The 24,830-nt window shown below is 66.2% G+C and carries 25 protein-coding genes; 8 read left to right on the top strand and 17 right to left on the bottom strand.

Going from position 1 to position 24,830, the window contains the following annotated elements:
- Positions 1 to 18 precede the first annotated feature (18 nt).
- From A3OK_RS0101700 to A3OK_RS0101740, 9 genes are all read right to left on the bottom strand, one after another.
- On the bottom strand, positions 19 to 981 hold the full coding sequence (locus A3OK_RS0101700; protein ID WP_019903200.1) for a type II secretion system F family protein: 963 nt from the start codon (positions 979 to 981) through the stop codon (positions 19 to 21).
- 6 nt (positions 982 to 987) lie between these two features.
- Positions 988 to 1,956 carry a type II secretion system F family protein gene (locus A3OK_RS0101705; RefSeq protein WP_019903201.1) on the bottom strand — a complete coding sequence of 323 codons (969 nt, stop codon included), beginning with the start codon at positions 1,954 to 1,956 and terminating at the stop codon, positions 988 to 990.
- Complete coding sequence (locus A3OK_RS0101710) at positions 1,953 to 3,395, bottom strand: CpaF family protein (protein WP_019903202.1); 1,443 nt, start codon at positions 3,393 to 3,395, stop codon at positions 1,953 to 1,955. The genes A3OK_RS0101705 and A3OK_RS0101710 overlap by 4 nt, the downstream gene beginning before the upstream one ends.
- A 27-nt stretch (positions 3,396 to 3,422) precedes the next feature.
- Positions 3,423 to 4,667 carry an AAA family ATPase gene (locus A3OK_RS0101715; protein WP_019903203.1) on the bottom strand — a complete coding sequence of 415 codons (1,245 nt, stop codon included), beginning with the start codon at positions 4,665 to 4,667 and terminating at the stop codon, positions 3,423 to 3,425.
- Positions 4,668 to 4,735: 68 nt separating this feature from the next.
- On the bottom strand, positions 4,736 to 5,470 hold the full coding sequence (locus tag A3OK_RS0101720; RefSeq protein WP_019903204.1) for a CpaD family pilus assembly protein: 735 nt from the start codon (positions 5,468 to 5,470) through the stop codon (positions 4,736 to 4,738).
- Between the two features lie 96 nt (positions 5,471 to 5,566).
- Positions 5,567 to 7,063, bottom strand: coding sequence for a type II and III secretion system protein family protein (locus A3OK_RS0101725; protein WP_026596832.1), 1,497 nt, complete (start codon positions 7,061 to 7,063; stop codon positions 5,567 to 5,569).
- A gap of 34 nt (positions 7,064 to 7,097) precedes the next feature.
- Positions 7,098 to 7,901 (bottom strand): Flp pilus assembly protein CpaB, encoded by an 804-nt coding sequence (cpaB, locus tag A3OK_RS0101730; RefSeq protein WP_019903206.1) that lies wholly within the window; start codon positions 7,899 to 7,901, stop codon positions 7,098 to 7,100.
- Positions 7,902 to 8,095: 194 nt separating this feature from the next.
- Complete coding sequence (locus A3OK_RS22195) at positions 8,096 to 8,602, bottom strand: prepilin peptidase (protein WP_019903207.1); 507 nt, start codon at positions 8,600 to 8,602, stop codon at positions 8,096 to 8,098.
- A 275-nt stretch (positions 8,603 to 8,877) separates the two neighbouring features.
- Positions 8,878 to 9,042, bottom strand: coding sequence for a Flp family type IVb pilin (locus tag A3OK_RS0101740; RefSeq protein WP_019903208.1), 165 nt, complete (start codon positions 9,040 to 9,042; stop codon positions 8,878 to 8,880).
- 446 nt (positions 9,043 to 9,488) lie between these two features.
- Between A3OK_RS0101740 and A3OK_RS0101750 the strand changes: the two genes are divergently transcribed.
- Entirely contained in the window at positions 9,489 to 9,974 is a 486-nt protein-coding gene (locus A3OK_RS0101750; protein ID WP_026596833.1) for a pilus assembly protein N-terminal domain-containing protein, read from the top strand.
- Positions 9,975 to 10,091: 117 nt separating this feature from the next.
- Here A3OK_RS0101750 and A3OK_RS0101755 read toward each other — a convergent pair whose 3' ends face one another.
- Positions 10,092 to 11,594, bottom strand: a complete 1,503-nt coding sequence (locus A3OK_RS0101755) for a phosphomannomutase/phosphoglucomutase (RefSeq protein ID WP_019903211.1) — start codon at positions 11,592 to 11,594, stop codon at positions 10,092 to 10,094.
- Between the two features lie 173 nt (positions 11,595 to 11,767).
- Positions 11,768 to 12,307 carry a TIGR02281 family clan AA aspartic protease gene (locus A3OK_RS0101760; protein WP_026596834.1) on the bottom strand — a complete coding sequence of 180 codons (540 nt, stop codon included), beginning with the start codon at positions 12,305 to 12,307 and terminating at the stop codon, positions 11,768 to 11,770.
- A 395-nt stretch (positions 12,308 to 12,702) separates the two neighbouring features.
- Between A3OK_RS0101760 and A3OK_RS0101765 the strand changes: the two genes are divergently transcribed.
- The 4 genes from A3OK_RS0101765 to A3OK_RS0101780 all read left to right on the top strand — a co-directional run bounded on the left by A3OK_RS0101765 (position 12,703) and on the right by A3OK_RS0101780 (position 16,534).
- Positions 12,703 to 13,398: a 50S ribosomal protein L25/general stress protein Ctc gene (locus A3OK_RS0101765; RefSeq protein ID WP_026596835.1), complete on the top strand. Its 696-nt coding sequence runs from the start codon at positions 12,703 to 12,705 to the stop codon at positions 13,396 to 13,398.
- A 131-nt stretch (positions 13,399 to 13,529) separates the two neighbouring features.
- On the top strand, positions 13,530 to 14,150 hold the full coding sequence (gene pth, locus A3OK_RS0101770) for an aminoacyl-tRNA hydrolase (RefSeq protein ID WP_019903214.1): 621 nt from the start codon (positions 13,530 to 13,532) through the stop codon (positions 14,148 to 14,150).
- A gap of 175 nt (positions 14,151 to 14,325) precedes the next feature.
- Positions 14,326 to 15,423, top strand: coding sequence for a redox-regulated ATPase YchF (ychF, locus tag A3OK_RS0101775; protein WP_019903215.1), 1,098 nt, complete (start codon positions 14,326 to 14,328; stop codon positions 15,421 to 15,423).
- A gap of 121 nt (positions 15,424 to 15,544) precedes the next feature.
- Positions 15,545 to 16,534: a MaoC family dehydratase gene (locus tag A3OK_RS0101780; protein WP_019903216.1), complete on the top strand. Its 990-nt coding sequence runs from the start codon at positions 15,545 to 15,547 to the stop codon at positions 16,532 to 16,534.
- A 3-nt stretch (positions 16,535 to 16,537) separates the two neighbouring features.
- Here A3OK_RS0101780 and mtnA read toward each other — a convergent pair whose 3' ends face one another.
- Positions 16,538 to 17,635: an S-methyl-5-thioribose-1-phosphate isomerase gene (mtnA, locus tag A3OK_RS0101785; RefSeq protein ID WP_019903217.1), complete on the bottom strand. Its 1,098-nt coding sequence runs from the start codon at positions 17,633 to 17,635 to the stop codon at positions 16,538 to 16,540.
- A 151-nt stretch (positions 17,636 to 17,786) separates the two neighbouring features.
- Here mtnA and A3OK_RS0101790 point away from each other — a divergent pair, with 151 nt between their 5' ends.
- On the top strand, positions 17,787 to 18,101 hold the full coding sequence (locus A3OK_RS0101790; RefSeq protein ID WP_019903218.1) for a DUF2853 family protein: 315 nt from the start codon (positions 17,787 to 17,789) through the stop codon (positions 18,099 to 18,101).
- A gap of 56 nt (positions 18,102 to 18,157) precedes the next feature.
- Here A3OK_RS0101790 and serA read toward each other — a convergent pair whose 3' ends face one another.
- From serA to trmD, 3 genes are all read right to left on the bottom strand, one after another.
- Positions 18,158 to 19,750: a phosphoglycerate dehydrogenase gene (gene serA, locus A3OK_RS0101795; RefSeq protein WP_019903219.1), complete on the bottom strand. Its 1,593-nt coding sequence runs from the start codon at positions 19,748 to 19,750 to the stop codon at positions 18,158 to 18,160.
- A gap of 210 nt (positions 19,751 to 19,960) precedes the next feature.
- Complete coding sequence (locus A3OK_RS0101800; protein ID WP_019903220.1) at positions 19,961 to 21,127, bottom strand: phosphoserine transaminase; 1,167 nt, start codon at positions 21,125 to 21,127, stop codon at positions 19,961 to 19,963.
- A gap of 159 nt (positions 21,128 to 21,286) precedes the next feature.
- Positions 21,287 to 22,003 (bottom strand): tRNA (guanosine(37)-N1)-methyltransferase TrmD, encoded by a 717-nt coding sequence (gene trmD, locus A3OK_RS0101805; protein WP_019903221.1) that lies wholly within the window; start codon positions 22,001 to 22,003, stop codon positions 21,287 to 21,289.
- 125 nt (positions 22,004 to 22,128) lie between these two features.
- On the opposite strand from trmD, the gene A3OK_RS0101810 reads away from it, so the two are divergent.
- Together A3OK_RS0101810 and A3OK_RS0101815 are read left to right on the top strand one after the other, a co-directional pair.
- A complete protein-coding gene (locus A3OK_RS0101810; RefSeq protein WP_019903222.1) occupies positions 22,129 to 22,869 on the top strand; it encodes a methyltransferase domain-containing protein in 741 nt (246 codons plus the stop codon).
- A 78-nt stretch (positions 22,870 to 22,947) separates the two neighbouring features.
- Positions 22,948 to 23,739, top strand: coding sequence for a DUF4239 domain-containing protein (locus tag A3OK_RS0101815; protein WP_019903223.1), 792 nt, complete (start codon positions 22,948 to 22,950; stop codon positions 23,737 to 23,739).
- 27 nt (positions 23,740 to 23,766) lie between these two features.
- Here the strand turns inward: A3OK_RS0101815 and rimM are convergent, their stop codons facing one another.
- Positions 23,767 to 24,453 carry a ribosome maturation factor RimM gene (gene rimM / locus A3OK_RS0101820; RefSeq protein WP_026596837.1) on the bottom strand — a complete coding sequence of 229 codons (687 nt, stop codon included), beginning with the start codon at positions 24,451 to 24,453 and terminating at the stop codon, positions 23,767 to 23,769.
- 12 nt (positions 24,454 to 24,465) lie between these two features.
- Positions 24,466 to 24,828, bottom strand: a complete 363-nt coding sequence (rpsP, locus tag A3OK_RS0101825) for a 30S ribosomal protein S16 (protein WP_019903225.1) — start codon at positions 24,826 to 24,828, stop codon at positions 24,466 to 24,468.
- Positions 24,829 to 24,830 lie beyond the last annotated feature (2 nt).

Below are 24,830 nucleotides of genomic sequence, written 5' to 3' on the forward strand. Positions count from 1 at the left end.
GGTGGTGTGGTGTCGACGTCAGCGGAAGACCTGGATCATCGCCGGCGTCAGGATGACGACGAACAGCACCGGCAGGAAGAACAGGATCATCGGCACGGTCAGCTTCGGCGGCAGAGCGGCCGCCTTCTTCTCGGCCTCGTTCATGCGTTGGTCGCGGCTCTCCTGCGACAGGACGCGAAGGGCCTGGCCCACGGGCGTTCCGTAGCGCTCGGCCTGGATCAGCGCGGTGGCGACCGCCTTGACCTGATCGAGGCCGACACGATTGCCGAGATTCTCGAACGCCATGCGGCGGTCGGGCAGGTACGACAATTCGGCTGCCGTGACGGCCAGTTCCTCGGCCAGCGCAATCGACTGGGTGACGGCTTCGGCGCTCACGCGGCGGATGGAATGTTCCACCGACATGCCGGACTCGACGCAGATCAGCGCGAGGTCGAGAGCATCGGGCCATGCCCGCCGGATCTCTGCCTGTCGCTTCTTCGTGGCGTTGAGCAGGTAGAGTTCCGGTGCCTTGATCCCGAGCAGGATGGCCGCGATGACCATCATCAGGCGCACGGTAACGGAGTAATCCACCACCTTCAGGATGAAGATATAGAAGATCGCCGCGATCCCGATCGCGATCGGGGTGACCATCCGAAAGAACAGGAACCCGGTTTCCGCACCTGGGGAACGATATCCCGCCATGACCAGCTGTCGCCGGGCGGTATCGGTGCCGAGCCAGCGGCTCAGGTTGAACTGGTCGACGACCCGCTTCATGTACGCCTTCGGCGCCACGCGCAGGGTCGTCTTGTTGTTGAGCCGCTCGCGTTCGCGGCGGCGTAACTCTTCGCGCTCGTCGCCGATCAGCTTCATGCGCTTGTCGAGCTTGTCGGGCTCCAGGATCGGCTGGAGCAGAGCGAAGGCTGTCGCCGCGGCGGCGACGCCCGCGAGGAGCATGCCGACGAAACGCGGATCGATGAGCTTTTCGCCGATGGCGGACAACATGGGCGGTCAGACCTCGAAGCTGATCATCTTCTTCATCGTGAAGACCCCGATCGACATCCAGATCGCCGATCCGACGAGGGCCATCTTGCCGGTATCGGTCGTCCACAGGAGCGAGATGTAATCCGGGCTGGAAATGTAGGTCAGGGTCGCCACGATGAAGGGCAGGGCCGCGATGATGCCGCCCGACGCCTTGGCTTCCATGCTCATGGCCTCGATCTTTCCCGCCATCTTCTTGCGCTCGCGCAGGACGCGGGAGAGGTTGCTGAGGGCCTCCGAGAGGTTGCCGCCGGACTTGCCCTGGATGCCGATGACGATGGCGAAGAAGTTGACGTCGGAGACGGGCACCCGATCGTACATGCGCACCATGGCGTCGCCGAGCGTCAATCCGAGGGTCTGGGACTCCACCACCTGGCGGAACTCGCCGCGGATCGGCTCTTCGGCTTCCCGCGAGATGATGCGGAAACAGTCGCCGACCGGGATGCCGGCGCGGACGCCGCGGGTGATGATGTCGATGGCGGTGGGAAGCTCGGTGATGAAGGCATTGATGCGCCGCTTGCGCAGGAAGCTCAGCACATACAGGGGCAGGCCGAACCCACCGGCGAAGATGGCCGCCAGGGTCGCAATCTTGTTCGAGGTGATGACGAAGATCGCCAGGCCGACGACCACGGCCATGATCGCGGAAACGACGTAGTATTTCTGCTTCGTCCAGGTCAGGCCGGCACGAGCGATCTTCAGTTCGAGCGTGACCTTCGTCCCGCCGCGCTTGGCGTCGATTTCCTTCAGGCTCTTGGCCACCTGCTCGCGCCGATTGACCGTGGCGGCGCGGCTGCCGGGAGAGGTCACCATGCTGACCGATTGACGCCGCTTCGCCGCGCGTTTCTCGCCCGACATCAGCGGCGTCAGCACGACGTAGGCGATCGCCCCGGCGGCGACCGCCGCGAGCCCGACGGCGAGAGGCATCTGTGCCGCACTCATGCGGGGCCGGCGCCGTCGGAGGCGGCGTCGAGGGCGGCCGCCAGGGCCTTCTCCTCGCCGTAATAGCGCGCGCGCTCCCAGAACCGGGGACGGCCGATGCCGGTGGAACGATGGCGCCCGATGAGCTTCCCGTTCGCATCCTCTCCGAGCACGTCGTAGACGAACAGGTCCTGGGTGATGATGACGTCGCCTTCGAGACCCATCACCTCGGTGATGTGGGTGATGCGCCGCGAGCCGTCGCGCAATCGGGTGGCCTGGACGATCACGTCGATCGAGCCGACGATCATCTCGCGCAGGGTTCGCGACGGCAGGCTGAACCCGCCCATGGTGATCATCGATTCGATACGGGCCAGAGCCTCGCGCGGGGAATTGGCGTGCAGCGTGCCCATCGAGCCGTCATGGCCGGTATTCATCGCCTGGAGCAGATCGAACGCCTCCGGGCCACGGACCTCGCCGACGATGATCCGTTCGGGCCGCATGCGCAGGCAGTTCTTCACGAGGTCGCGCATGGTGACCTGGCCCGATCCCTCCATGTTCGCAGGCCGGGTTTCGAGTCGCACCACATGGGCCTGCTGCAGCTGGAGTTCGGCCGCGTCCTCGCAGGTGATGATGCGCTCGTCCTCGTCGATGTAGCGCGTCAGGCAATTCAGCAGGGTGGTCTTGCCGGAGCCGGTGCCGCCCGAGATCACGACGTTGCAGCGGACGCGGCCGATGATCTGGAGGATCTTGGCCCCTTCGGGCGAGATCGCGCCGAACGTCACGAGCTGGTCGAGGGTCAGCTTGTCCTTCTTGAACTTACGGATGGTGAGCACCGGCCCATCGATGGCCAGGGGCGGTGCGATGATGTTGACGCGGGAGCCGTCCGGCAGGCGCGCGTCGCAGATTGGGGAGGATTCGTCGACGCGCCGGCCGACCTGGCTGACGATGCGCTGACAGATGTTCATCAGCTGCTGGTTGTCGCGGAAGCGTACATTGGTCAGCTGGATCTTGCCGCCGACCTCGATGAAGGCCCGGCTGGCCCCGTTGACCATGATGTCGGCGATGTCGTCGCGCGCCAGAAGCGGCTCGAGCGGTCCGTAACCCAGGACATCGTTGCAGATGTCGTCGAGCAGCTCTTCCTGCTCGGCGATGGAGAGGACGATGTTCTTGAGGCCGATGATCTCCGAGACGATGTCCCGGATTTCCTCGCGCGCGGATTCCGCGTCGAGGCGCGAGAGCTGCGCCAGGTCGATGGCTTCGATGAGCGCGCCGAAGATCATGCTCTTCGTGCGGAAATAGTCTTCCGACTTCACAGGCTCCTGGATCGGGACGACCCGCTCCACGCGCTTGGCCTTCGCCTCCCCCGCATTGTCGTCATAGACCGGCAGCGAGACCTGCGGCGCGGGCGCATGCGCAACCGTCGCCTGGACCGCGGAGACGGCGCTCCTTCTACCGAACATGACAGGGCTCCTCGAGGTGCAAGACCATCAGGACGCCTTGCGGCGGGACAATCGCGACAGGATAGGCTCGAACAGATTCGCGCGGACGCGGCGGGTCTCGGGACGGCCGATCATGCGGCTTGCGAGGTCCGAGAAGACCTCGGACGCCTTGGCGCCCGCCTGGACCTCGGCGATCATCTGGCCATTATTCGCCGCGGTTCCGAACAGGACCGGGTCGAACGGGATCGTCGCCGTCAACGTGGCGTCGAGGGCCTTGCCGAATTCGGAAGCCGAGATCTCCGGCCGCTTCGGCACGCCGACGCCGTTGAGGACGATGCGCGGCTTGGCGTCGTTCGGCCGGTTCTGATGGAGCAGGGTCAGCAGGTTCTTGAGGTTGCGCAGGGAGGCGAGTTCGGGCTGGGCGACGACGATGATCTCGTCCGAGGAGATCAGAAGCCGGCGGGTCCAGGCCGACCAGGTATGCGGGACATCGAGGACGATGCACGGCACGGCCGCGCGCAGCAGGTCGACGAGGTTGTCGAATGCCGGCTCGGTCAGGTCCGTGGTCCGGTCGAGGGTGGCCGGCGCGGAGAGCAGCGAAAGGTTGTCGCTGCATTTCGAGAGCAGGCGGTCGAGCAGATTGGAATCGAGGCGCTCGGGCGCGAAGACCGCCTCGGCGATCCCCTGCGGCGGATCCTGGTTGAAGTTGAGGCTCGCCGAGCCGAAGGCGATGTCGAGATCGGCGATGACCGTCGCCACCGCGTGTTCGCGCGCCACGGTCCAGGCCAGGTTATGGGCGATCGTCGACGCTCCGACGCCGCCCTTGGCACCGACCACCGCGATGGTGCGGCCGACCGGCCGGGCGCCGGGCGCCGTGAACAGGTCGGACACGGCCTGGATCAGGACGATCGGATCGACCGGCGCCATGAGGTATTCGCTCACGCCGCGCTGGATGAACTGACGATAGAGCTGCACGTCGTTGACATGGCCGATGATGACGACCTTCGTCCCCTCGTCGCAGACCTCCGCCAGGGAATCGAGACTCTCCAGCGGACGGGACTTCGTGCCGTGGGCCTCGATGATCACGACGTTCGGGGTGGGGGCGTGACGGAAGGCTTCGACAGCGGCGGGGCCGCCACCCATCTGGATCTTGATCTGTGCCTTCTGCAGCCGCCTGTCGCTTCCGGCAGCCTCGATCATCGCGGCTGTCTCGCTGGTCTCGCAGAAGGCCTGGATCGTGATACGCGGCACCGGAGCGATGATGCGCTCGGATGTCTCGTTGAAGTCCGGCATGGTGCGGGTTCCGGTCTTGAAGGGAAAGTAAGCGGAAGCTCTGGCGAACGACGGAAGGCAAGCGCCGATCAGTTGTCGATGGCAGACTTCACCGACGTCCTCCCATCCTGACGCCATACGGTTGACGGATCCTTGCCCTCACGCAATTTGTTGATGTCACCGGTGCGCCGGATCGAGTCGATCCGTCCTTCGGGCCGGCCGCGGACGAGGTCGATCGGATCGGCGATCTGGTTCGCGACATTGGACTGCATGGCGCAGCCGAGGTTCCAATGGCTCTCGTTCCGTCCGTTGAAGGCGGCATTGCCGACGCCGAGATCCTGGGGCCACTCGCCGCATTGGCCGGCGACCTTCGCCTCCATGCGCCGGAAGCTGAGGCGGAGGGGCGAGGCGAGGAACGGGTCCGCCACTGCGTAGCCGGTGACGACCATCTGCCGTCCGCCGACGCCGCTTTCGGCTCCGAGCCTGCGGATCGCGGCACCGGTCCTCTCGACGGCGGAGCCGAGCGATGGCGAGACGCCGCGCGGCATGTCGAGGATGACGGTGCCTCGCCCATAGCGCCGGAACTCCAGCAGGAAGGCTTCGATATCCGCCGTCTGGCGCGGATCGATATGGCCGGTGCCGGTCACGAACACGTCGAGCGAGCGGGTGTTGTCGGCGAGCACGATCGGATGACGGGCTCGGTAATCGGTCGGGTACAGCGAACCGGTGGTCTCCGCGCGGTCCGCCCTGCAGGCGCCGAGAGCGGAGGCGAGGGCGATCGACGCGAGGACCGCGATGGGGGAGCGGAACGGGATGAATGACATGGGGTCGGGTCCTGAGGGTGCCGGGGCCGCTTCGTCCTGGTGGTCGTGGTCTTGTTGTCTCGTCGTCTCGTCGGTCCCGGGCTCTCGAAGAGCGCGTCAGTCCGTGATGAAGCCGACGCGGCCGCGGTAACCGGCACCGAGCGGAGCGGTCCCGGCCGAGCCGTAGACCCGGTTCAGGCGTCCGAGCAGGATGCCCTGGCCATCCTGGGCATCGATGAACCCGTCATCCGGCCGCGTGACCTGCTTCGCCTCCATCGGTTTGGCGATGAAGGGCGTCACCATGATCATCAGTTCGGTTTCCTGGCGCTGGTAGTCGCGCGAGCGGAACAGGGCGCCGAGGATGGGCAGGTTGACGAGGCCGGGCAATCCGCTGATGGCGGCCTTGTTGCGCTGCTGGATCAGGCCGGCGGTCATCATCGTACCGCCCGAGGCGAGCTCGACCGTGGTCTCCGTCTTCCGCAGGGTGAAGCCGGGAACCGCGACGGCGGAATCGCCCTGGGTGAAGGTGAAGGAGTTGGTCTGGTCGATCTCCGACACTTCCGTCGCGACGCGCACGGAGATGCGATTCTCCGCCATCACCACGGGCGTGAAGTTCAGGGTGACGCCGTAGGTCTTGAACGAGATTCCGATGCTGCAGACGCCGCCGGTGCAGTTCTGCGAGGCGGGAACCGGAAGCTCGCCGCCGGCCGTGAACTTCGCGGATTCGCCCGAGATCGCGGTGAGGGTCGGCTCGGCGAGGATGCGCGAGACACCGGCCTGCTCGAAGGCACGCAATGTCGCCGAGATGCTGGCCCCGCCGCTTCCGTTGATCGTCGCCTTGAGCTGGTTGCCGTTCGGGAATTGTCCGCCGTTGAGAGCGAAAGGCGCGACGTTCGCGAGGTTGAGACCGGACCAGTTGCCGCTGAGATTGACGCCGAACTGCTTCAGGACGGTCCGCGCGACTTCGACAACGGTGACGCGAAGCATCACCTGATCCTTGCCCCTGATGGTGAGGTTGTTGATGACGGCGCCCTTGCTGACGGGAGCGCCGCCAGCGCCGCCGCCACCGCCGCCACCGCCGGACTGGCCGACGAAGGCGTTCGCGATGTCCATGGCCTGGGTCGCCTCGGCGGCAGAGCCCACGCTCCCCGACAGGATCAGGGAATCCCCCGCGGTCCGGATGTCGAAACGGCCGCCCGCGATGCTCTGGAGCAGGATCTGGCGCAAGGTTCCGAGCTTCAGGTCGCGGGCCACCGTCACGTCGAGGGCGGTGATCTGGCGGCCCTCGGCATCCATGATGAAGATCGATGTGGCGCCGTCCTCCATGCCGATGACGAAGACCTTGCGGGTCGAGCGCACGACGGCGTTGGCCACCTTCGGATTGGCGACGAAGACCTCCTTGGCATCGCGTGGCAGGTCGATCACCAGGGATCGTCCCGTCGTCAGTTCGATACGGCGCGAGGTGCCGGACTCGCCGCTGCCGACCTCGACGACCGGGGCGGGGGTGAAGCCCGCTCTCGGTGCGGCGGCGGCCGGAGAAACGGTGAGAGCGGAGGCGGCAAGGGCTGCGAGCACGGACAGGCTGCCCATGCGAACCCGGTATGTCGTGGTCATCGACGAATCCTTCATCATCGCGCGAGCGGGCCTCTCAGCGACGCGATTGTTGTTTGGCGACACCGAACCGCACGACCGTCAGGGCGGAATCGTGCTGCGCCTCCGGCACAGCCTCCGCGGTACGGCCGGCATCGACGAGGCTGCGCAGGGAGAGGGAAAGCTGTCCCACCTTCTGGGCCAGCGTGATGACCTCGGCCTGAGCGGGCGTCAGTGCGAGGGTCGCGGTCTCGCCGGTGACGACGTTGGTCCCGTTCCTCTCCTGAACGATCTGGCCGACCGCGAGGACGCGGATATCGGTCAGAAGCGTCTCCGAGATCTGGACATCGCCGGCGCCGGAGCGCGAGGCATCCTCGTCGCGATAGGTGCGGATGATGTCGACATGGTCGTTGGGAAGGATGAAGCCGCCGGCCGAGCTCGACCCGCGCGTATCGGTGACGATGGCGACCGCGCGCATTCCAGAGGGCAGGATCGCCGCCATGAAGCCGCCGTCGGACCGCGCGAGCTTCTGCGGACGGATCGGCTCTCCGGCGAGGAAGGAGGTGCGGGCGATCGAACCGATGACGGTTTCCATGCCCTTGGGTGATGTCGGGCGCGTGATGTAGCCGACGGTGATCGCCTGATCGGGCCAGGACTGCCACCGCAGATCGGCCGCCTGGATGTTCTGTCCCATCGGCAGATCGGCGGCCGCGACGAGCACGTCCGTGACCGGAACCGCAGGAGGCGGTGCCTCGACCACGGGCTGGACCGGAGGAGGGGCTTCGCCTCCGCTCATCAGAAATGCGGCGCCCGCACCGGCTGTGAGCGCAATGGCGATGACGGCAAGACGGGCTGGTTTCATCGCCGAGATCGAACCTGACAGAACGGCCGATTGCCGTCGCCGGTTACACTCGTCCGCGAATCCTCAAATTACGGTTAACGAATACTCTCCAACGCGCTGCGGTTTAAATTCATGTTCACCACGAGACAGCTGACCGAGCTGTCCGGGATGGTGAAACCCGGCCGCGCAAACTCGCCTTATGCTTGCATCGCCCGTCACGATGCCAGCATCCGTGCCCAGGTCATCGTTTCTGGAATGACGATCAGTGCCCCGAGGGACAGAGCGATCCCGTAGGGCACGCCGGTCTTCGCATCGTGGAGATGAAGGGCGAAGGGAAGCCGGCCGAGCAGGGGAGGGAGCGGATGGGCGCGAGCGATGAGGATCGCGAGTGTGAGCGCGCCTCCGGCGATCGATGCGACGACCAGGTATTCCGCCAGGTGATCGAAGCCTATCCAGACCGCGGCGGCCGCGGCGAGCTTGGCATCTCCGCCGCCGATGATCCCGAAGGCGAAGAGGCTGAAAGTCACGATCAGCGTCGCGGCTCCGGCACCGACATGGCTGGCGAGATCCCAGCCCCAAAGTCCGGTCGCGGCGGCGAACACGGCGAAACCGAGCAACAGGAGGAGCGACACCGCATTCGGGATCAGCATCGTCAGGAGATCCCGGGCGGCCGCATAGGCCATCAGGAACGGGAACACGATCAGAAGCGTGACACTCGCCATAGGGACGGTCTCTGGCTCGAGCGAGGATAGGTTTCACCGGGAAACGCAGGCCGATCCATCGACATGCGAAAGAGCCTCGCCGCCGGCTCCTGGAGAGTGCCGGCCCGGAGGCTCATAGCGACGAGTCGGAGGGCGATCGCCCGCCGATCCTGGTCGATATCTCTGCCGGACGATCGACGGATCGTCCGGCGAGATAGTCAGGCCACGCGAGATGCGTGGGTCACCGGTCACGCAAGACGTCTGGACGGCTCCGAAGGAAACCGTATCAAACGATCTTACTTGATGTTGCCGGCGATCTTGGTCAGAGCCGCATTCAGGTTGGTTCCGATGGTGCCAAGAACGGTGATCACCGCGACGGCGATGAGCGAAGCGATCAGACCGTATTCGATTGCGGTTGCGCCCGACTCGTCGGCGGCAAAACGCTTGAAAATGCTCGACATAGCAGTATCCCTTGATTGTTCGTCTTGCGAAGTTGCCGTCGAAGATCGTTGCGTTTCGATCGGCGACAAAAAAGAAGATGGCCTGTTTCGTCTTGCAATTGGGTTAAGCCGGTCTCCGAAACCGGCTCCGGCGGCTCTCGATCTTGGTGTGGTAAAAAAACGTTAAATGCTCGGGATCAGTCCCGGCGAAGGCCATTGCCGAAGGGATCGGTGACGATCGGCCAGATCTGGTACAGGCCGTTGAGCACTGGCTCGTTGCAGATGCGAAACGCCATCGCGACAAGAGCCAATCGACGTCGACGAGCCACCGACCTTAGCCGTTCATTTACCAACACGGCGCTAAGACTGTCGCGACTACGAGAGACGCTGACCAAATCTGGCGTTGGCGATCTCCTCGAAACCTTCCGGTCGCAGTCGAGAGCACGTGAGCCATGGACTACCGGTCGATGACGATATTGTCGCCATGGAAGCGGCGCGCGCGGGCGATCGGAGTCTCGCTCTGCATCGTGTTCGGTGCATCGTCGGCCCTCGCCGAGGCCGCACCGGCCATCGTGGCCGTGACAGTCGACAATGCCAAGGTCATCCGTCTGCCGGAGCGAACCCAGACGGTCATCGTCGGAAACCCCTTCGTTGCGGATGTCGCGCTTCAGAAGAACGGGATCGTCATCCTGACCGGTAAGAGCTTCGGCTCCACCAACCTCATCGCCCTCGACGCAACCGGCACGATGCTGGCGGAATCGACCATCAGCGTTCAGGCCCCGCAGGGCTCGATCGTCACGGTACAGCGCGGGCTCGACCGCGAATCCTATTCCTGCACGCCGAACTGCATGCCGTCGATGCAACTCGGCGACGCGACGAAGTATTTCGGCGAGGTCAGTGGTCAGGCCGACAGCCGCCGCAATCTGGCGACGGCCGGAGGCGGCCCGAAGTAACGGAGCCGGTTCCGGGAAAAGCCCGAAGCAGGGAAGTCTACTATCGGACAATCGAAACGGAAAAGGCCACCGTCGTCGTGACGGTGGCCTTTTCCGTTCTTCGTCGCCGTGTCCGGCTCAGATGGTCTGGTTGTAGGCGCCGACTTCCGGGCTCTCGCGCAGGACGTCGTCCACTGCCTTGAACATGGCGTGCAGGCGCTCCTCCGAGGCGGGGCTCTCGATCACCACTACCAGTTCAGGCTTGTTCGACGAGGCCCGGACGAGACCCCAGGTCCCATCCTCGGTGGAGACGCGCACGCCGTTCACCGTCACGAGGTCGGTGATCCTGGCCCCGGCGATCGGCTCGCCCGCCGCCTGCATCGCCTTGAAGCGCGCGGTGACCTTCTCGACGATGCCGTACTTCACCTCGTCGTCGCAATGCGGCGACATGGTCGGCGAGCCCCAGGTCTTGGGCAAGGCCCGGTAGAGATCGGCCATCGACGTGCCGGGATTGCGGTCGAGCATCTCGATTACCGCGATGCCGGTGAGGAGGCCGTCATCGTAGCCCCGTCCGATCGGTTCGTTGAAGAAGAAGTGCCCGGACTTCTCGAAACCAGCGAGGGCGCCGAGTTCGTTCACGCGGCGCTTGATGTAGGAATGGCCGGTCTTCCAGTAATCGGTCTTGACCGCCAGGGCCTGCAGCTCCGGGTCGGTATTGTAGAGGCCGGTGGATTTCACGTCGACGACGAAGGTCGCGCCGGGATGCAGCTTCGACAGGTCGCGGGCGAGCATCACGCCGATCTTGTCGGCGAAGATCTCCTCACCCTCGTTATCCACGACGCCGCAGCGGTCGCCGTCGCCATCGAAGCCGAGGCCGACATCGGCGCCGGTCTCCTTCACCTTGGCCGCGATGGCATGGAGCATCTCCATGTCCTCGGGGTTCGGGTTGTAGCGCGGGAAGGTGTAATCGGGTGTCACGTCGAGGGGGATCACCTCGACGCCGAGCGCTTCGAGGAGCTTAGGCGCGAAAGCCCCGGCCGTGCCGTTGCCGCAGGCCGCCACCACCTTGAGCTTGCGGGTGATCGGCTTCGCCCGGCTCTTCAGGTCGGCGAGATAGGTCTCGGCGAAGCCTTCGACGAACTCGTAGGCGCCGCCGTCACGATACATGTAGGTGCCGCCGAGGACGATCTCCTTGAGGCGTCCCATCTCCTCGGGGCCGAAGGTCATCGGGCGGTTGGCGCCCATCTTCACGCCGGTCCAGCCGTTGTCGTTATGCGAGGCGGTGACCATCGCGACACAGGGACAATCGAGGGCGAACTGGCCGAAATAGGCCATGGGCGAGAGGGCGAGGCCGACATCCTTCACGCGCAGACCGGCGGCCTGCATGCCGGCGATCAGCGCGAGCTTGATCGAGGAGGAATAGGCGCGAAAATCGTGGCCGGTGACGATATCGGGGCGAACGCCCATCTCGTGGACGAGGGTCCCGATGCCCATTCCGAGGGCCTGGACGCCCATGAGGTTGATCTCCTGAGGGAACAACCAGCGGGCATCGTATTCCCGAAATCCGGTGGGCTTCACCAGGGGAAACTGCTCAAACTCGAAGGTATTGGGCTTCAGCGAAGCGTGCGGCTTTGGAAACATCGCGGGCCCTTATTGTCTCGAAGCGACCGCATTCTGCGGATGGCACTCCGCGACGGGTCGTTCAGCGAATGGCAATCGGCAAATGGCGTACAGCGAGCGCCATCTGCAAGCGTCTACAGCAAGCATCGACAGCAAGCGCCATACCGGAACCGGAACCGCGGGGGAAGGCCGCGTCAGCCGCGCATCATCAGCCTGCCATCGGACATCTTGAAATCGTTGAGCCGCCGCAGGAACGACATTCCGAGGAGGCTCGTGCCGAGGCGTCCCCGTGGCAGGACCACGGCCTCGACATCGCGAATGCTGATCGTGCCGACGCGCATCACCGGGATCCGCACGTTCGCGGCCGCGACGGTGCCGTTGGCGGTATCGATGCGGCGGGTGAAGTCCTGCTCGTAGACGCGCAGCCCGAGCCGCTGTGCGTCCTCGTAACTGAAGGCGCAGATGGTGGCCCCGGTATCGACCAGCATCTTCAGGGAGCGGCCCGCCACGTCGACATCGGTGGCGAAATGTCCGTTGGAATCGGCCGACAAGGTGATGGCGTTCGGCGCGAAGCGCGTCGGGTTGGTGCCGCCGAGGCTCGTACTGTCGATGTTGAGGGCCGTCTCGCCGCGCTCTCGCGGGTGCGGCGCGTTCTCGAATCGCGTCACCAGGCTCATGGCGACGGTGACGGCGGCGGACGTCACCCCCAATGCCCAAAGAACCGGTTGCGTCATCGCTGGTCACCTCGCCAAGTTTGTCACCTCGCCAAGTTGGTCACCTCGCCAATTGACCCGCCATTCTTCTGTCCCGGCCGGTGAACAAACCCCTCTCAGATGGGCGGAGGCCGGCGCCGACCGCTCGCATGATGAGCGAAGCGTTTGCCGGATACGTGGCATTCTCCTGACTGGGCTCCCACGAGCGGCCCCTCCCTCGGCCTGAGAGATGCCTGTCCTCGACCGCGCGGCGAGAAGCCGAACGTTGCACTTCGCGCCTTCTGCGGGTATGCAGCCTTCGCGCTCGCCAGACACCCTTGGAGGCACGGGCGCGTCGTGGATCGGTGAGGGCCGTCCGTTTCGGGCGGCCTTTGGCGTTTCGCGGCTTATTTTTGTTTCATCTGAAGGATCACGCCATGAGCGCAGTAAAGCCGCTTGAGGCCGTGGCACGCGACCGGGTCGGCAAGGGGGCCGCCCGGGAAGTTCGTCGCCAGGGCAACGTTCCCGCCGTCATCTATGGTGGCGGCCAGGCTCCGCAGGCCATCGCCATCGACCTCGTCCGCACACGCACCCTGATCTACGCCGGTGGGTTCAAGACCACTCTGTTCGAGATCAATGCCGGCGGCCGTAAGACCCGCGCCATCCCGCGCGACTTCCAGCTCGACCCGGTGACGGGCGTGCCCCTGCATGTCGACTTCCTCCGCGTCGTCGCGGGCCAGAACCTCACCGTCGAAGTGCCCGTGCATTTCATCAACGAAGATGAGGCTCCCGGCATCAAGAAGAACGGCGGCACCCTCAACGTCGTCCTGCACACGCTCTCGCTCGAAGTGCCCGCCGACGCGATCCCCGACGCGGTCGAGGTCGATCTCACCGGTCTCCAGATCGGCGATTCGATCCACATCGAAGCCGTGAAGCTCCCGGCCAACACGACCTTCACCGGCGAGGCCGAGGCCACCGTCGCCAACGTCGTGCCGCCGACCGTGCTCGGCGCCGAGGTCGAGGCCGAAGAGGCCGCGATCGCCGAAGCGCAGTCGACCGAAGCCGCGGAAGAGAAGGCCGAAGAGGCCGCAGAGGACGCCGAAGAGGCTGCCGAGAACAAGAAGGAGGATTGAGACCGAGGGGCTTCACGCCCCGGTCTCGCCTCCATCCACGGGTGCTCCGGCCGCGAGGTCGGGGCACCTTTTGTTTGATGCCACCCGTTCGTCGTCCATCTCGGTGATGATGCCATCTTGGAGATGATGCCATGCGCCTGATCGTCGGGCTCGGCAATCCAGGGGCCCGCTATGCGGGCAACCGCCACAATATCGGTTTTCTCGCCCTCGACGAGATCGCGCGCGTCCACCGCGCGGGACCGTGGCGTCGCAAGTTCCAGGGCGATGTGAGCGAGGCCACGCTGGGCACCGAGCGCGTCGTGCTCCTGAAGCCCCAGACCTTCATGAACGAGTCAGGCCGCTCGGTCTCCGAAGCGCAGCGCTTCTACAAGATTGCCCTCGCCGATGTGATCGTGCTCCACGACGAACTCGATCTGGCGCCGGCCAAGCTCCGTGTGAAGATCGGCGGCGGCAATGCCGGCCATAACGGCCTGCGCTCGATCACGGCCCAATGTGGCAACGAGTATCGACGCGTCCGCCTCGGCATCGGTCATCCCGGCGACAAGGCCCTGGTCCATGCCTATGTCCTGAACGATTTCGGCAAGGGCGAGCGGGCCTGGGTCGAGGATCTCTGCCGCGCCGTGGCGGACCACGCTCACCTTCTGGCTCAAAGCGAGGATGCGAGCTTCCAGAACAAGGTCCATCTCGCCATGGCGGGCCGCGGCTGGGACGACGTCAAACAGGTCAATGCCGCAGCCACCGGCCGTGATTGACACGAAAACACGAGGACACGATATCGCTGGGGAATGAAGGCGTGTGTTCCCTGCGCGAGGACATGCTCGGAGGACATGGCCGACGGCCAGAGCCTCGCCACTCTTCGGTGTCATCGACCTCGTCCACGCCTCACGCCAGCGCCGCGCTGGCCCTTACCTGACGGACATAAAGACCATGGGCTTCAAATGCGGCATCGTCGGCCTGCCGAACGTCGGCAAGTCGACCCTCTTCAACGCGTTGACGCAGACGGCGGCGGCCCAGGCCGCGAATTATCCGTTCTGCACCATCGAGCCGAATGTCGGCGAGGTGGCGGTGCCGGATTCGCGCCTCGACGATCTGGCGAAGATCGCCGCGTCGAAGGAGATCATCGCGACGCGGCTGACCTTCGTCGACATTGCCGGCCTCGTCCGCGGCGCCTCGAAGGGCGAGGGGCTCGGCAACCAGTTCCTCGCCAACATCCGTGAGGTCGACGCCATCGCCCATGTGGTGCGCTGCTTCACCGACGGCGACGTGACCCATGTGGAAGGCAAGGTCGATCCGGCGGCCGATATCGAGACGATCGAGACCGAGCTGATGCTGGCCGATCTCGACAGTCTCGAGAAGCGCGTCGTCGCCCTGGAGAAGAAGGCCAAGGGCGCCGACAAGGAAGCCAAGGAGATGCTCGACCTCGTGAGCCGCTCCCTGCCGCTCCTGCGCGAGGGCAAGCCCGCCCGCATGGTGAGCCGCAAGCCGGAGGAGGAGAAGCTGTTCCAGTCCCTCGGCCTGATGACCGCCAAGCCGGTTCTCTACGTCTGCAACGTCGACGAAGCCGATGCCGACAAGGGCAACGCCTATTCCGACGCGGTGCTGGCCCGCGCCAAGGAGGAGGGCGCCAAGGCGGTCGTCGTCTCGGCCAAGATCGAGAGCGAGATCGCGGTGATGCCGCTCGCCGACCAGGGTGACTTCCTCGAGGCGGTGGGACTCGCCGAGCCCGGCCTGAACCGCGTCATCCGCGCCGGCTACGACCTCCTCGGCCTCATCACCTACTTCACCGTGGGCCCGAAGGAGGCGCGCGCCTGGACCATCGAGAAGGGCACTCGCGCCCCGGCGGCGGCGGGCGTTATCCACTCGGATTTCGAGAAGGGCTTCATCCGCGCCGAGACCATCGCCTTCACCGACTACACCTCCCTGAAGGGTGAGTCCGGCGCGAAGGAAGCCGGCAAGTTCCGCCTCGAAGGCAAGGAATACGTGGTTCAGGACGGCGACGTCCTGCATTTCCGCTTCGCCAATTGAGGCGTTGCCGGAGCGGCGTGCCACCCTCCCGTCGTCTCGGGGCGTCGAGAGGCGTTTCCGGGGCGACGACGTGCGATCGGCGTTCTCGGCGACCGATCAGGAACACACCAGGATGGACCGTATGACCGGTATCGCCTTCGAGGATTTCAGCCCCGGCGACGTGATCGAGGGCGGTCCGATCACCGTGACCCGCGATGAGATCGTCGCCTTCGCCAGAGAGTTCGATCCGCAGCCGTTCCATCTCGACGAGGAGGCGGCCAAGGCGACGCTGGCGGGACAGCTGATCGGCTCCGGCTGGCAGACCGCCGGATTCGGGATGCGCTTGCTCCAGGCCCATGTGTTTCGCGGCGCCACGTCGATGGGCTCGCCCGGCATCGCGCAGCTGCGCTGGCTGCGTCCGGTCCTGCCGAACGACGCGCTGCGGATCGTCACGAAGGTCGAGGAATGCCGCGCCTCGGGCTCGAAGCCCGACCGCGGCTTCGTTCGCTTCGCGATGACCGTCCTCAACGGGCGCGACGACATCGTGATGACGCAGGCTTTCGCGGTGATCTTCGCACGGCGGGGCGCCGCCCCCTTGCCCCCGCGCGCGGTGGAACTCAGCGACCCGGCCCCGGTGATCGAGGGAGAGGATGCCGAGACGCTGCTCTTCCTCAAACAGGCCAAGCTCGGCACCCTGCGCGACCTCGGGGGCCACGTCTTCACTCCGGAATCCATCATCGACTTCGCGCGGGCCTACGATCCCCAGGCCTTCCATCTCGACGAAGCAGCGGCGCGCGAGACTCATTTCGGCGCACTCTGCGCCTCGGGCTGGCACACGGCAGCAGTCTGGATGAAGCGCCTCCACATCACCCGGCAGCACGACATCGCGCTGACCGAGCGGGACGGGCCGGTGCCCCAGCTCGGCCCCTCGCCGGGTTTTCGCGACCTACGCTGGCTCGCCCCGGTCTATGCCGGCGATACGATCCGCTACGGCTGCACCCTGCTCGACAAGCGGGAATCGAGTTCGCGCCCGGGCTGGGGCGTCGCCACCCACCACAACACCGCGCAGAACCAGCGCGGGGAACGGGTGTTCGAGTTCACCGGGTCGGTGTTCTGGCAGTGGCAGGCGTAAGCGTTAAGCGACCGAACGCCGCTCCGGATAGAGCGACAGCAATCCTTCTGCATCCGCCCGCGCCACGCCGCGCTCGGTGATGATCCCCGTCACCAGCCGAGCCGGGGTCACGTCGAAGGCGGGATTGGCGACGGGACTTCCGGGCGAGACCACCTCGATCGTGGCGAAGCCGCCATCCGCGAGGCGGCCGGTGAGATGGGAGACTTCGCGCCCGTCGCGCTCCTCGATCGGGATCTGCGCGACCCCGTCGTCGAGGGTCCAGTCGATCGTTGAGAAGGGCAGGGCGGCGTAGAACGGCACGTGATTGTCGGAAGCGGCGAGCGCCTTCAGATAGGTGCCGATTTTGTTGCAGACGTCACCCGAGGCCGTGGTGCGGTCCGAGCCGACGATGCAGACGTCGATCTCGCCATGCTGCATCAGATGCCCGCCGGCATTGTCAGCGATGACGGTGTGGGGCACGCCGTGGGCGTTGAGCTCGAAGGCGGTGAGCGCGGCGCCCTGGTTCCGAGGCCGGGTCTCGTCGACGTAGACATGCACCGGGATGCCGGCCTCGTGCGCGACATAGATCGGCGCCAGGGCCGTGCCCCAATCGACGGTGGCGAGCCAGCCGGCATTGCAGTGGGTCAGCACGTTGAGGCGCGCGCCCTTGGCCTTGTGGAGTTCGGCCAGGATCTCGGCGCCGTGGCGGCCGATGGCGTGGCAACTCTCGACGTCTTCCTCCGCGATTCGCCCGGCCTCGGCGAAAGCGAAAGCGGCGCGCTCGGAGACACCGACCGTGCGGAGCTTCGCCGCGACGCGGTCGAGCGCCCAGCGCAGGTTGATCGCGGTGGGCCGCGTCGCCGCGAGGGTCGCCACCGCATGCTCGATCGCGGCATCGGAAGCATCCTCGCGCAGGCCGAGCGCGAGGCCGTAAGCGGCCGTGACGCCGATCAGCGGAGCGCCGCGCACGATCATGGTGCGGATGGCGATCGCCGCGTCGTCCAGGGTGGCGAGCCGCTTCAACTCGAAGGCGAAGGGCAGGCGGGTCTGGTCGATGACCGCGACAGATGCGCCGTCGGCGGCGGGCAGGATGGTGCGGTAGGGTTTGCCATCGATGTTCATGGGCGGGCCTCTCGCACAATCCGGCCGGGAGAGCCAGCCTGTTGGTCGGGCGCACACGCGTGACTTGCGGAGCCGCGAATCTCGGTCATGCTGCGTTTTCGTCGCATCCGCCGACGTTTCGGCAATCGGCGACCCGAGGGAGCACAGTCCAATGAGCGACCATCTCGCCGATGTGAAGAAATACGCCAAATCCGCCGTCGATGAGAAGGCGTTGGAGAGCATGGCGAAGACCTACCGGCTGGTCTTGTCGCAAGCGGATACGCGCTATGTTGCCTGCTCAGACCAGGCGGAACTTGACCGGGTTCGCGAGAACTTCCTGAAGAAGAAGCTCGGCCTGTCGAGCGACGACCTCGACGCCTCGATCAAGAGCGTGTGCGAGACGATGAAGGCCAGCCGGTCGAAATCCCGACTGACCTTCTACTATCTGCTGGCCGAGCATTACGGGAAGCTCGGCACCTTCGGGTAGGGCGAAGGCGGCACACCTCCCCTGGAGGGGGAGGGTGTGATGCCACCCGTCCCGCTTCAGAAGCTCACTGGCCGCGCCCGCTTCACCTGAGGGATCGCTTCGATCTCGGCGCGCACGCGCTCCGAGATCGGTGCGTCGACGGCGCAGAAGCAGATGGCGTTGCCGCCCTCTTCCTCGCGGCCGAGATTGAACGTGGCGACGTTGACACCGGCCTCGCCGAGAATGGTGCCGAGCCGGCCGATGAAGCCCGGCTTGTCGTGGTTGCGCACGTAGAGCATGTGCGGCGCGAAGGCGGCATCGATGGCGATGGAGCGGATCTCGATGATGCGCGGCTTGCCGTCATGGAACACCGTTCCGGCGGCGTCGCGCGGCATGTCCTCCGCATCGATGGTGATGCGCACCACCGATTCGTAGTCGCTCGCCCCGCCTTCGCGCTTGATCTCGTCCACCACGATGCCGCGTTCGCGCGCCAGGGCGGGGGCCGACACCATGTTGATGTCCTGGAGGAAGGGCCGGAGCGCACCCGTCACCGCAGCCGCGGTGAGCGCCCGGGTGTTCATGCCGGCCACCGCGCCTTCGTAGGTGATGCGGATGCCCTTGATCGGCGCATCGGTGAGCTGGCCGAGGAACGAGCCGAGCTTCTCGGCGAGGGCCACGAACGGCTTGAGGCGCGGGGCCTCGTCGGCGGAGATCGACGGGAAGTTGATCGCGTTGGTGATGGCTCCCGTCATCAGGTAATCGGACATCTGCTCGGCGACCTGCAGCGCCACGTTCTCCTGGGCCTCGTTGGTGGAGGCGCCGAGATGCGGCGTGCAGATGACGTTGGGATGGCCGAAGAGCGGGTTGGTGTTCGCCGGCTCCTCGATGAAGACATCGAAGGCCGCCCCCGCCACATGGCCCGAATCGAGCGCAGCCCGGAGCGCCACCTCGTCCACGAGGCCGCCGCGGGCGCAATTGACGATGCGGACGCCGGGCTTGGTCTTGGCGAGGTTCTCTGCCGACAGGATGTTGCGGGTCTTGTCGGTCATCGGCACGTGCAGGCTGATGATGTCGGCCCGCGCCAGCAGCGCATCGAGCTCGACCTTCTCCACGCCGATCTCGAGGGCGCGTTCGGGCGAGAGGTAGGGATCGTAGGCCACGACCTTGAGCTTGAGGCCGATGCCGCGGTCGGCGACGATGGCGCCGATATTGCCGCAGCCGATGATGCCGAGCGTCTTGCCGGTGATCTCGACACCCATGAAGCGGTTCTTCTCCCACTTGCCGGCCTGGGTCGAGGCATCCGCCTGCGGGATCTGCCGGGCCAGCGCGAACATCATCGCCACCGCATGTTCGGCGGTGGTGATGGAATTGCCGAACGGCGTGTTCATCACGATGACGCCGCGCGCCGTGGCGGCCGCGACGTCCACATTGTCGACGCCGATCCCGGCGCGGCCGATGACCTTCAGCCGTGAGGTCTGCGCCAAGATCTTCTGCGTGACCTTGGTGGCCGAGCGGATGGCGAGGCCGTCGTAATGGCCGATCACCGCAGCGAAGCGGTCCTTGTCCTTGCCGAGGTTGGGAAAGAAATCGACGTCGATTCCGCGGTCACGAAAGATCTGAACGGCAGCATTCGAGAGGGAATCGGAAATGAGCACCTTGGGAGCAGCCATGAGGGCCTCCGGCTCTTGAGGAAGGGAATTTTTTCGGAGGTGAGGCGTGACGGCGCGGCAGGTCTCAACCCTCCCCCCACATTGCGGGGGAGGGTGGTCGCGGAGCGACCGGGAGAGGGGACGACCTTTCCGGACGGCGCGCTCCCCTCACCCGACCCGCTGCGCGGGCCACCCTCTCCCGCAGGGGGGAGAGGGGGAGGGAGCATTGCCTCAGGCAGCCTTGGCGAGCTTGGCCTTCTGGGCCGCGTACGCCCAGTCGAGCCACGGCATCAGCGCTTCGAGATCCGAAGCCTCCACCGTGCCGCCGCACCAGATGCGAAGGCCGGCCGGCGCATCGCGATAGGCGCCGATGTCGAAGGCGATGCCCTCGGCGTCGAGCGTATCGGCAATGCCCTTGGCGACCGCAGCCACGGTCGCATCGCCCCTGGCGAGGACGTCGGGATCGGTGATGACGAGGCACACGCCCGTGTTCGAATACGTCGCCGGGTCGACGGCGAGATGGCCGATCCACGGGGTCCGCGCCACCCAATGGTGGACGATCCTGGCATTGGCATCGGCCCGCGCATGGAGCGCGTCGAGACCGCCGATCGATTGTGCCCAGCGCAGGGTGTCGAGATAATCCTCGGTGGCCAGGAGCGAGGGCGTATTGATTGTGTCGCCCTTGAAGATGCCCTCGATCAGCTTGCCGCCCTTGGCCATGCGGAAGACCTTCGGGATCGGCCAGGCGGGAACGTTGCTCTCGATCCGCGCGACGGCGCGGGGCGAGAGGACGAGCATGCCATGCGCGGCCTCGCCGCCCATGACCTTCTGCCAGGAGAAGGTGACGACATCGAGCTTCGCCCAGTCGAGCGGCATGGCGAAAGCGGCCGAGGTCGCATCGCAGATGGTCACGCCTTCACGGTCGGCGGCGATCCAGTCGCCGTTCGGCACGCGCACGCCGGCGGCGGTGCCGTTCCAGGTGAAGATGACGTCGTTGTGCTTGGTATCGATCGCCGCGAGGTCCGGCAGCACGCCGTAGGGCGTCTGGTGGACGATGGGCGAGATCTTCAGTTCCTGCAGCGCATCCGTGACCCATTCGGAACCGAACGCCTCCCAGGCCGCGACTTCCACCGTCTTCGGGCCGAGCATCGACCACATGGCCATCTCGACGGCGCCGGTATCGGAGGCGGGGACGATGGCGATGCGATAATCGGCGGGCACGCGCAGCACGGTGCGGGTCAGCTCGATGGCCTCGACCAGCTTGGCCTTGCCGACGGGAGAGCGGTGCGAGCGGCCGAGAGCGGCGTTCTCAAGGGCCTGGAGAGTCCAGCCGGGACGCTTGGTGCAGGGGCCGGACGAGAAGTTCGGCACGCGAGGGCGCGTGTTGGGACGTGTCATGATGATCAGTCCATCCTTACAGATGAATGCTCCTCGTTGGGGAGGAGTGGCCCGGCGCTGCCAATGAACCATCGGCGCCGAATAAGCAAGATGCCGGTCCGATAAATTCAGTCCTGCGGACAAGTCGGAGGATTGCTTCTTCGATCAAGTCTTTGCCGATCAGCGCTTTATCGGTGAGGACACTGACGGGCCAAGAAGGTCCGGTCGTCGCTCCCGCGTAATCCGCCGCGCTTCGTCCCGACGCCAGCGCGCGATGGCGCCGTGGTTTCCGCCATTGAGAATCTCGGGAATCGCGCGGCCCTCCCATTCGCGGGGCCTCGTGTAATGCGGGTATTCGAGAAGGCCGCCCTCGAAGCTCTCCTCCTCTCCGGAGACGGACTTTCCCATGACGCCGGGCAGAAGCCGGATACAGGCATCCAGCACGACCATCGCAGCCATCTCGCCGCCGGACAGGATGTAGTCTCCGATGGAGACCTCCTCGAGATTCCGTGCGGCGATCACACGCTCGTCCACGCCCTCGAACCGGCCGCAGACGACGACGATTCCCGGCCCCTCAGCGAGTTCGCGCACGCGATGCTGCGTCAGGGGACGTCCGCGTGGGCTCATCAGCAGGCGAGGGCGCGTGTCGGCGGGGGCCGCGACCGCATCGATGGCGGCACCGAGAACGTCGCAGCGCAGGACCATGCCGGCCCCACCCCCGGACGGCGTATCGTCCACCGCCCGATGCCGCCCGATGCCGTGCTCGCGGATCTGCCGGGCGTCGAGCGCCCAGGTCCCGCGCGCGAGGGCATCGCCGGACAGCGAGATCCCGAGCGGGCCGGGGAACATCTCCGGGTAGAGGGTGAGGATCGTGGCGGTCCAGGGCGCGCTCGTCATGGCGCTTGATGGCGCCAGAGGCCTCGCCGGGTCAACGGGACGCTTGGGCCAGCCGGCGACGAGATTTCCCGGAAGGCTCGCGAGCCGGGGCGGCACTTCCCCGGCACCGCGACGGTTATCCCGCCATGAAACGCCCTCTGCTCTCCCTCACGTCCCTGCTCCTCTCGATGACGGCCCAGGCCGCCGAGCCGTTGGCACCACCCGGCACGCCGGCCTCGGCATTCCCGCGACCCGACCGACCGGTCGCCGAGATCGTCGCTCCACTCTGGGCGTCGGAGGCCGAGCGCGACAAGGTCGACGAGGTGGGGCAGGTGGCGCGCCTGATGAAGATCTCGCCCGGAGAAAGCGTCGCCGATATCGGCGCCGGCAGCGGCTATTACACGGTCCGGCTGGCGGAGCGGGTCGGACCGAGCGGGCGGATCTTCGCGGAGGATGTCACGCCGCGCTATCTCGCCGACCTGACCTCGCGGATCGCGCGTGCCAAGCTCGACACCGTCACGGTGGTGCGGGGGGAGGCGCATGATCCGCGACTTCCGGCGGGGTCCCTCGATGCCGCCGTGCTGATCCACATGTACCACGAGATCACTCAGCCGTTCGGGCTGCTGCACAACCTCGCCGCCGCGATGAAGCCGGGAGGCCGGATCGGCATCGTCGACGCTGACACGCTGCCATCGAAGCACGGAACGCCACCCGCCCTGCTGCGATGTGAACTTTCGGCCGTGGGCTATCGCGAGACCGGCTTTTCCGTCCTCGAAGGCGGAGTCGGCTATCTCGCTGTCTTCGAGGCGCCGGCAGCCGAGGCGCGTCTCGATCCCTCCTCGATCACCCCATGCAAGGACGTGGCAACACGATCGAACCGCCGATGATCGCGCCGGGATTCACGGTTCGGTAGCGGCGAACCGCTATCGTGGACCGCCTCGAATGCCGTGCGGGAGAATGAGTGCGTGGTCCTGACGTTTTGGCTCGATCAGCCTGTCTGGCTGATGTTCGTGCTCCTGAGCGCAATCTTCGCGGTCTGCATGGGTGTCATCAGCATTCTTTCGATCTGGTCCGCGACACGGCCGGGCATGCACAAGCTCGGGGTCGGCGTCGTCGCACCCTACTTCAACGCCATCTCGGTGATGCTGGCGCTGCTCACGGGCTTCGTGGCGAACGACGCCTGGGAGCGTCAGAGGCAGGCGACGAAGATCGTGCAATCGGAGAAGACCAACCTGCTCGCCGTCCAGGACCTGAGCCTCGCCACGGCATCCGACATGTCCGCGATCCGCACAAAGCTGCTCGCCTACGCGAATGCCCTGATCGACGAGGAATGGCCGAAGATGACGGTGGGCGAGTCCTCGACGACGGCGAACGAGGCCCTGGGCCAGTTGATGCAATCCGTGGCCGATCCCCGGCATACCGCAGAAGCGGGTGCCACCGCGCATGCGAGCCTTCTCGACGCGGTGATGAACCTGCGGGCCGAGCGCGGCACACGCCTCGGCCTCGCCGACGTGCAGGGCGACCAGTCGAAATGGCTGACGCTGATGGTGCTGGCGCTGCTCACCCTGGTGTCCATCGGGCTGATCCATGTGGACAAGCCGGTGCCGCAGGCCGTGGCGATGATCCTGTTCTCGGTCGCCACGGTGACGACGCTGGGCATGATCGGGCTGCACGAGCGCCCGTTCGACGGGCCGATGCCAGTGACGTCGGCTCCCCTGGAGGCGGCGCGGACGGCGATGACGAGCGTCAAGCCCTGACGACGCACCGGTCCGGGGTCACGCGCCTCAGGCGGGCTCGTCGGCCGGTTTCGGCCCGGCGGGCGCGAACAGATCGTCCGGCGGGTCGATGACGATCCGCCCGTTCGCGACGTCGAGGGTCGGAACGAAGACCTTGGTGAAGGGCAGGAGCGCCGTCGAGCCGCCAAGGGCCGGCTTGATCTCCAGGAGATCGCCGCCACCGTAATTCGGCACGTCCGTGACGGTGCCGAGGACCGCGCCGGACGTATCCACCACCTCGAGGCCGACCAGGTCGGCGGTGAAGAACTCGTCCTCGTCCTCGACATGGCCGAGACGGTCGCGCGGCAGGTAGATCGCGAGGCGGTTCAGGGCTTCAGCGCCGGTGCGGTCGGAGACGCCCTTGACCCGCACGACGAGAAGGTCGGGCGAAGCACCGCCGGCCCGGCGCACATCGGTCAGTTCGATGCGCTGGCCGCCCGCGCCGATCAGCAATCCGTAGGATGCGATGGCCTGCGGGTCGCCGGTATAGGATTTCAGGCGGATCTCGCCGTTGAGCCCGTGCGCACGACCGAACTCGCCCATCTGGACGAGGCTCGGATCGGTGGAGGGGAGCGGCACCTCCGGCATCGGCCGGGGCCGATGCGCGGAGGTCGCCGAACCCGAGCCTATACGGCTCGGGCGGTCGCGACGGCCGCCATCGCCGGTGGGAGTGTTGCCTCCGGGACGGCGCGCCATCGCGGGAACGCCTTAGGCTGCGGCGTCTTCGGCCGGGGCAGCGGCCTTCTCGGCGCGCTTGGCGGCGCGCTCCTTGGCCTTCTCGCCCGGCTCGGCCTTCTGCGGGTTGTTGCGCGCGGGGCGCTTGGCGAGGCCGGCGGCATCGAGGAAGCGCAGGACGCGGTCGGTGGGCTGGGCGCCCTTGGCGAGCCAGGCCGTGATCTTCTCGGACTCGAGCACGATACGGGCCGGATCGTCCTTGGCCTTCATCGGGTCGTACACGCCGACCTTCTCGATGAAGCGGCCATCACGGGGCGCGCGGGCATCGGCGACGACGATGCGGTAGTACGGGCGCTTCTTGGCGCCGCCACGGGTGAGACGGATCTTGAGGGACATTG

The organism is Methylobacterium sp. 77 (assembly GCF_000372825.1).
Lineage (GTDB): Bacteria > Pseudomonadota > Alphaproteobacteria > Rhizobiales > Beijerinckiaceae > Methylobacterium.

Excerpts from the sequence above, each read along its gene's own strand:
- A3OK_RS0101760 (WP_026596834.1), bottom strand. The coding sequence starts at position 12,307 with ATGACGCAACCGGTTCTTTGGGCATTGGGGGTGACGTCCGCCGCCGTC.
- A3OK_RS0101710 (WP_019903202.1), bottom strand. The coding sequence starts at position 3,395 with ATGTTCGGTAGAAGGAGCGCCGTCTCCGCGGTCCAGGCGACGGTTGCG.
- A3OK_RS0101705 (WP_019903201.1), bottom strand. The coding sequence starts at position 1,956 with ATGAGTGCGGCACAGATGCCTCTCGCCGTCGGGCTCGCGGCGGTCGCC.
- A3OK_RS0101720 (WP_019903204.1), bottom strand. The coding sequence starts at position 5,470 with ATGTCATTCATCCCGTTCCGCTCCCCCATCGCGGTCCTCGCGTCGATC.
- rimM (WP_026596837.1), bottom strand. The coding sequence starts at position 24,453 with ATGGCGCGCCGTCCCGGAGGCAACACTCCCACCGGCGATGGCGGCCGT.
- A3OK_RS0101790 (WP_019903218.1), top strand. The coding sequence starts at position 17,787 with ATGAGCGACCATCTCGCCGATGTGAAGAAATACGCCAAATCCGCCGTC.
- serA (WP_019903219.1), bottom strand. The coding sequence starts at position 19,750 with ATGGCTGCTCCCAAGGTGCTCATTTCCGATTCCCTCTCGAATGCTGCC.
- A3OK_RS0101755 (WP_019903211.1), bottom strand. The coding sequence starts at position 11,594 with ATGTTTCCAAAGCCGCACGCTTCGCTGAAGCCCAATACCTTCGAGTTT.
- A3OK_RS0101715 (WP_019903203.1), bottom strand. The coding sequence starts at position 4,667 with ATGCCGGACTTCAACGAGACATCCGAGCGCATCATCGCTCCGGTGCCG.
- A3OK_RS0101725 (WP_026596832.1), bottom strand. The coding sequence starts at position 7,063 with ATGACCACGACATACCGGGTTCGCATGGGCAGCCTGTCCGTGCTCGCA.
- A3OK_RS22195 (WP_019903207.1), bottom strand. The coding sequence starts at position 8,602 with ATGGCGAGTGTCACGCTTCTGATCGTGTTCCCGTTCCTGATGGCCTAT.
- A3OK_RS0101740 (WP_019903208.1), bottom strand. The coding sequence starts at position 9,042 with ATGTCGAGCATTTTCAAGCGTTTTGCCGCCGACGAGTCGGGCGCAACC.
- A3OK_RS0101810 (WP_019903222.1), top strand. The coding sequence starts at position 22,129 with ATGAAACGCCCTCTGCTCTCCCTCACGTCCCTGCTCCTCTCGATGACG.
- A3OK_RS0101800 (WP_019903220.1), bottom strand. The coding sequence starts at position 21,127 with ATGACACGTCCCAACACGCGCCCTCGCGTGCCGAACTTCTCGTCCGGC.
- cpaB (WP_019903206.1), bottom strand. The coding sequence starts at position 7,901 with ATGAAACCAGCCCGTCTTGCCGTCATCGCCATTGCGCTCACAGCCGGT.
- A3OK_RS0101780 (WP_019903216.1), top strand. The coding sequence starts at position 15,545 with ATGACCGGTATCGCCTTCGAGGATTTCAGCCCCGGCGACGTGATCGAG.
- ychF (WP_019903215.1), top strand. The coding sequence starts at position 14,326 with ATGGGCTTCAAATGCGGCATCGTCGGCCTGCCGAACGTCGGCAAGTCG.
- A3OK_RS0101700 (WP_019903200.1), bottom strand. The coding sequence starts at position 981 with ATGTTGTCCGCCATCGGCGAAAAGCTCATCGATCCGCGTTTCGTCGGC.
- pth (WP_019903214.1), top strand. The coding sequence starts at position 13,530 with ATGCGCCTGATCGTCGGGCTCGGCAATCCAGGGGCCCGCTATGCGGGC.
- rpsP (WP_019903225.1), bottom strand. The coding sequence starts at position 24,828 with ATGTCCCTCAAGATCCGTCTCACCCGTGGCGGCGCCAAGAAGCGCCCG.
- trmD (WP_019903221.1), bottom strand. The coding sequence starts at position 22,003 with ATGACGAGCGCGCCCTGGACCGCCACGATCCTCACCCTCTACCCGGAG.
- A3OK_RS0101765 (WP_026596835.1), top strand. The coding sequence starts at position 12,703 with ATGAGCGCAGTAAAGCCGCTTGAGGCCGTGGCACGCGACCGGGTCGGC.
- A3OK_RS0101750 (WP_026596833.1), top strand. The coding sequence starts at position 9,489 with ATGACGATATTGTCGCCATGGAAGCGGCGCGCGCGGGCGATCGGAGTC.
- mtnA (WP_019903217.1), bottom strand. The coding sequence starts at position 17,635 with ATGAACATCGATGGCAAACCCTACCGCACCATCCTGCCCGCCGCCGAC.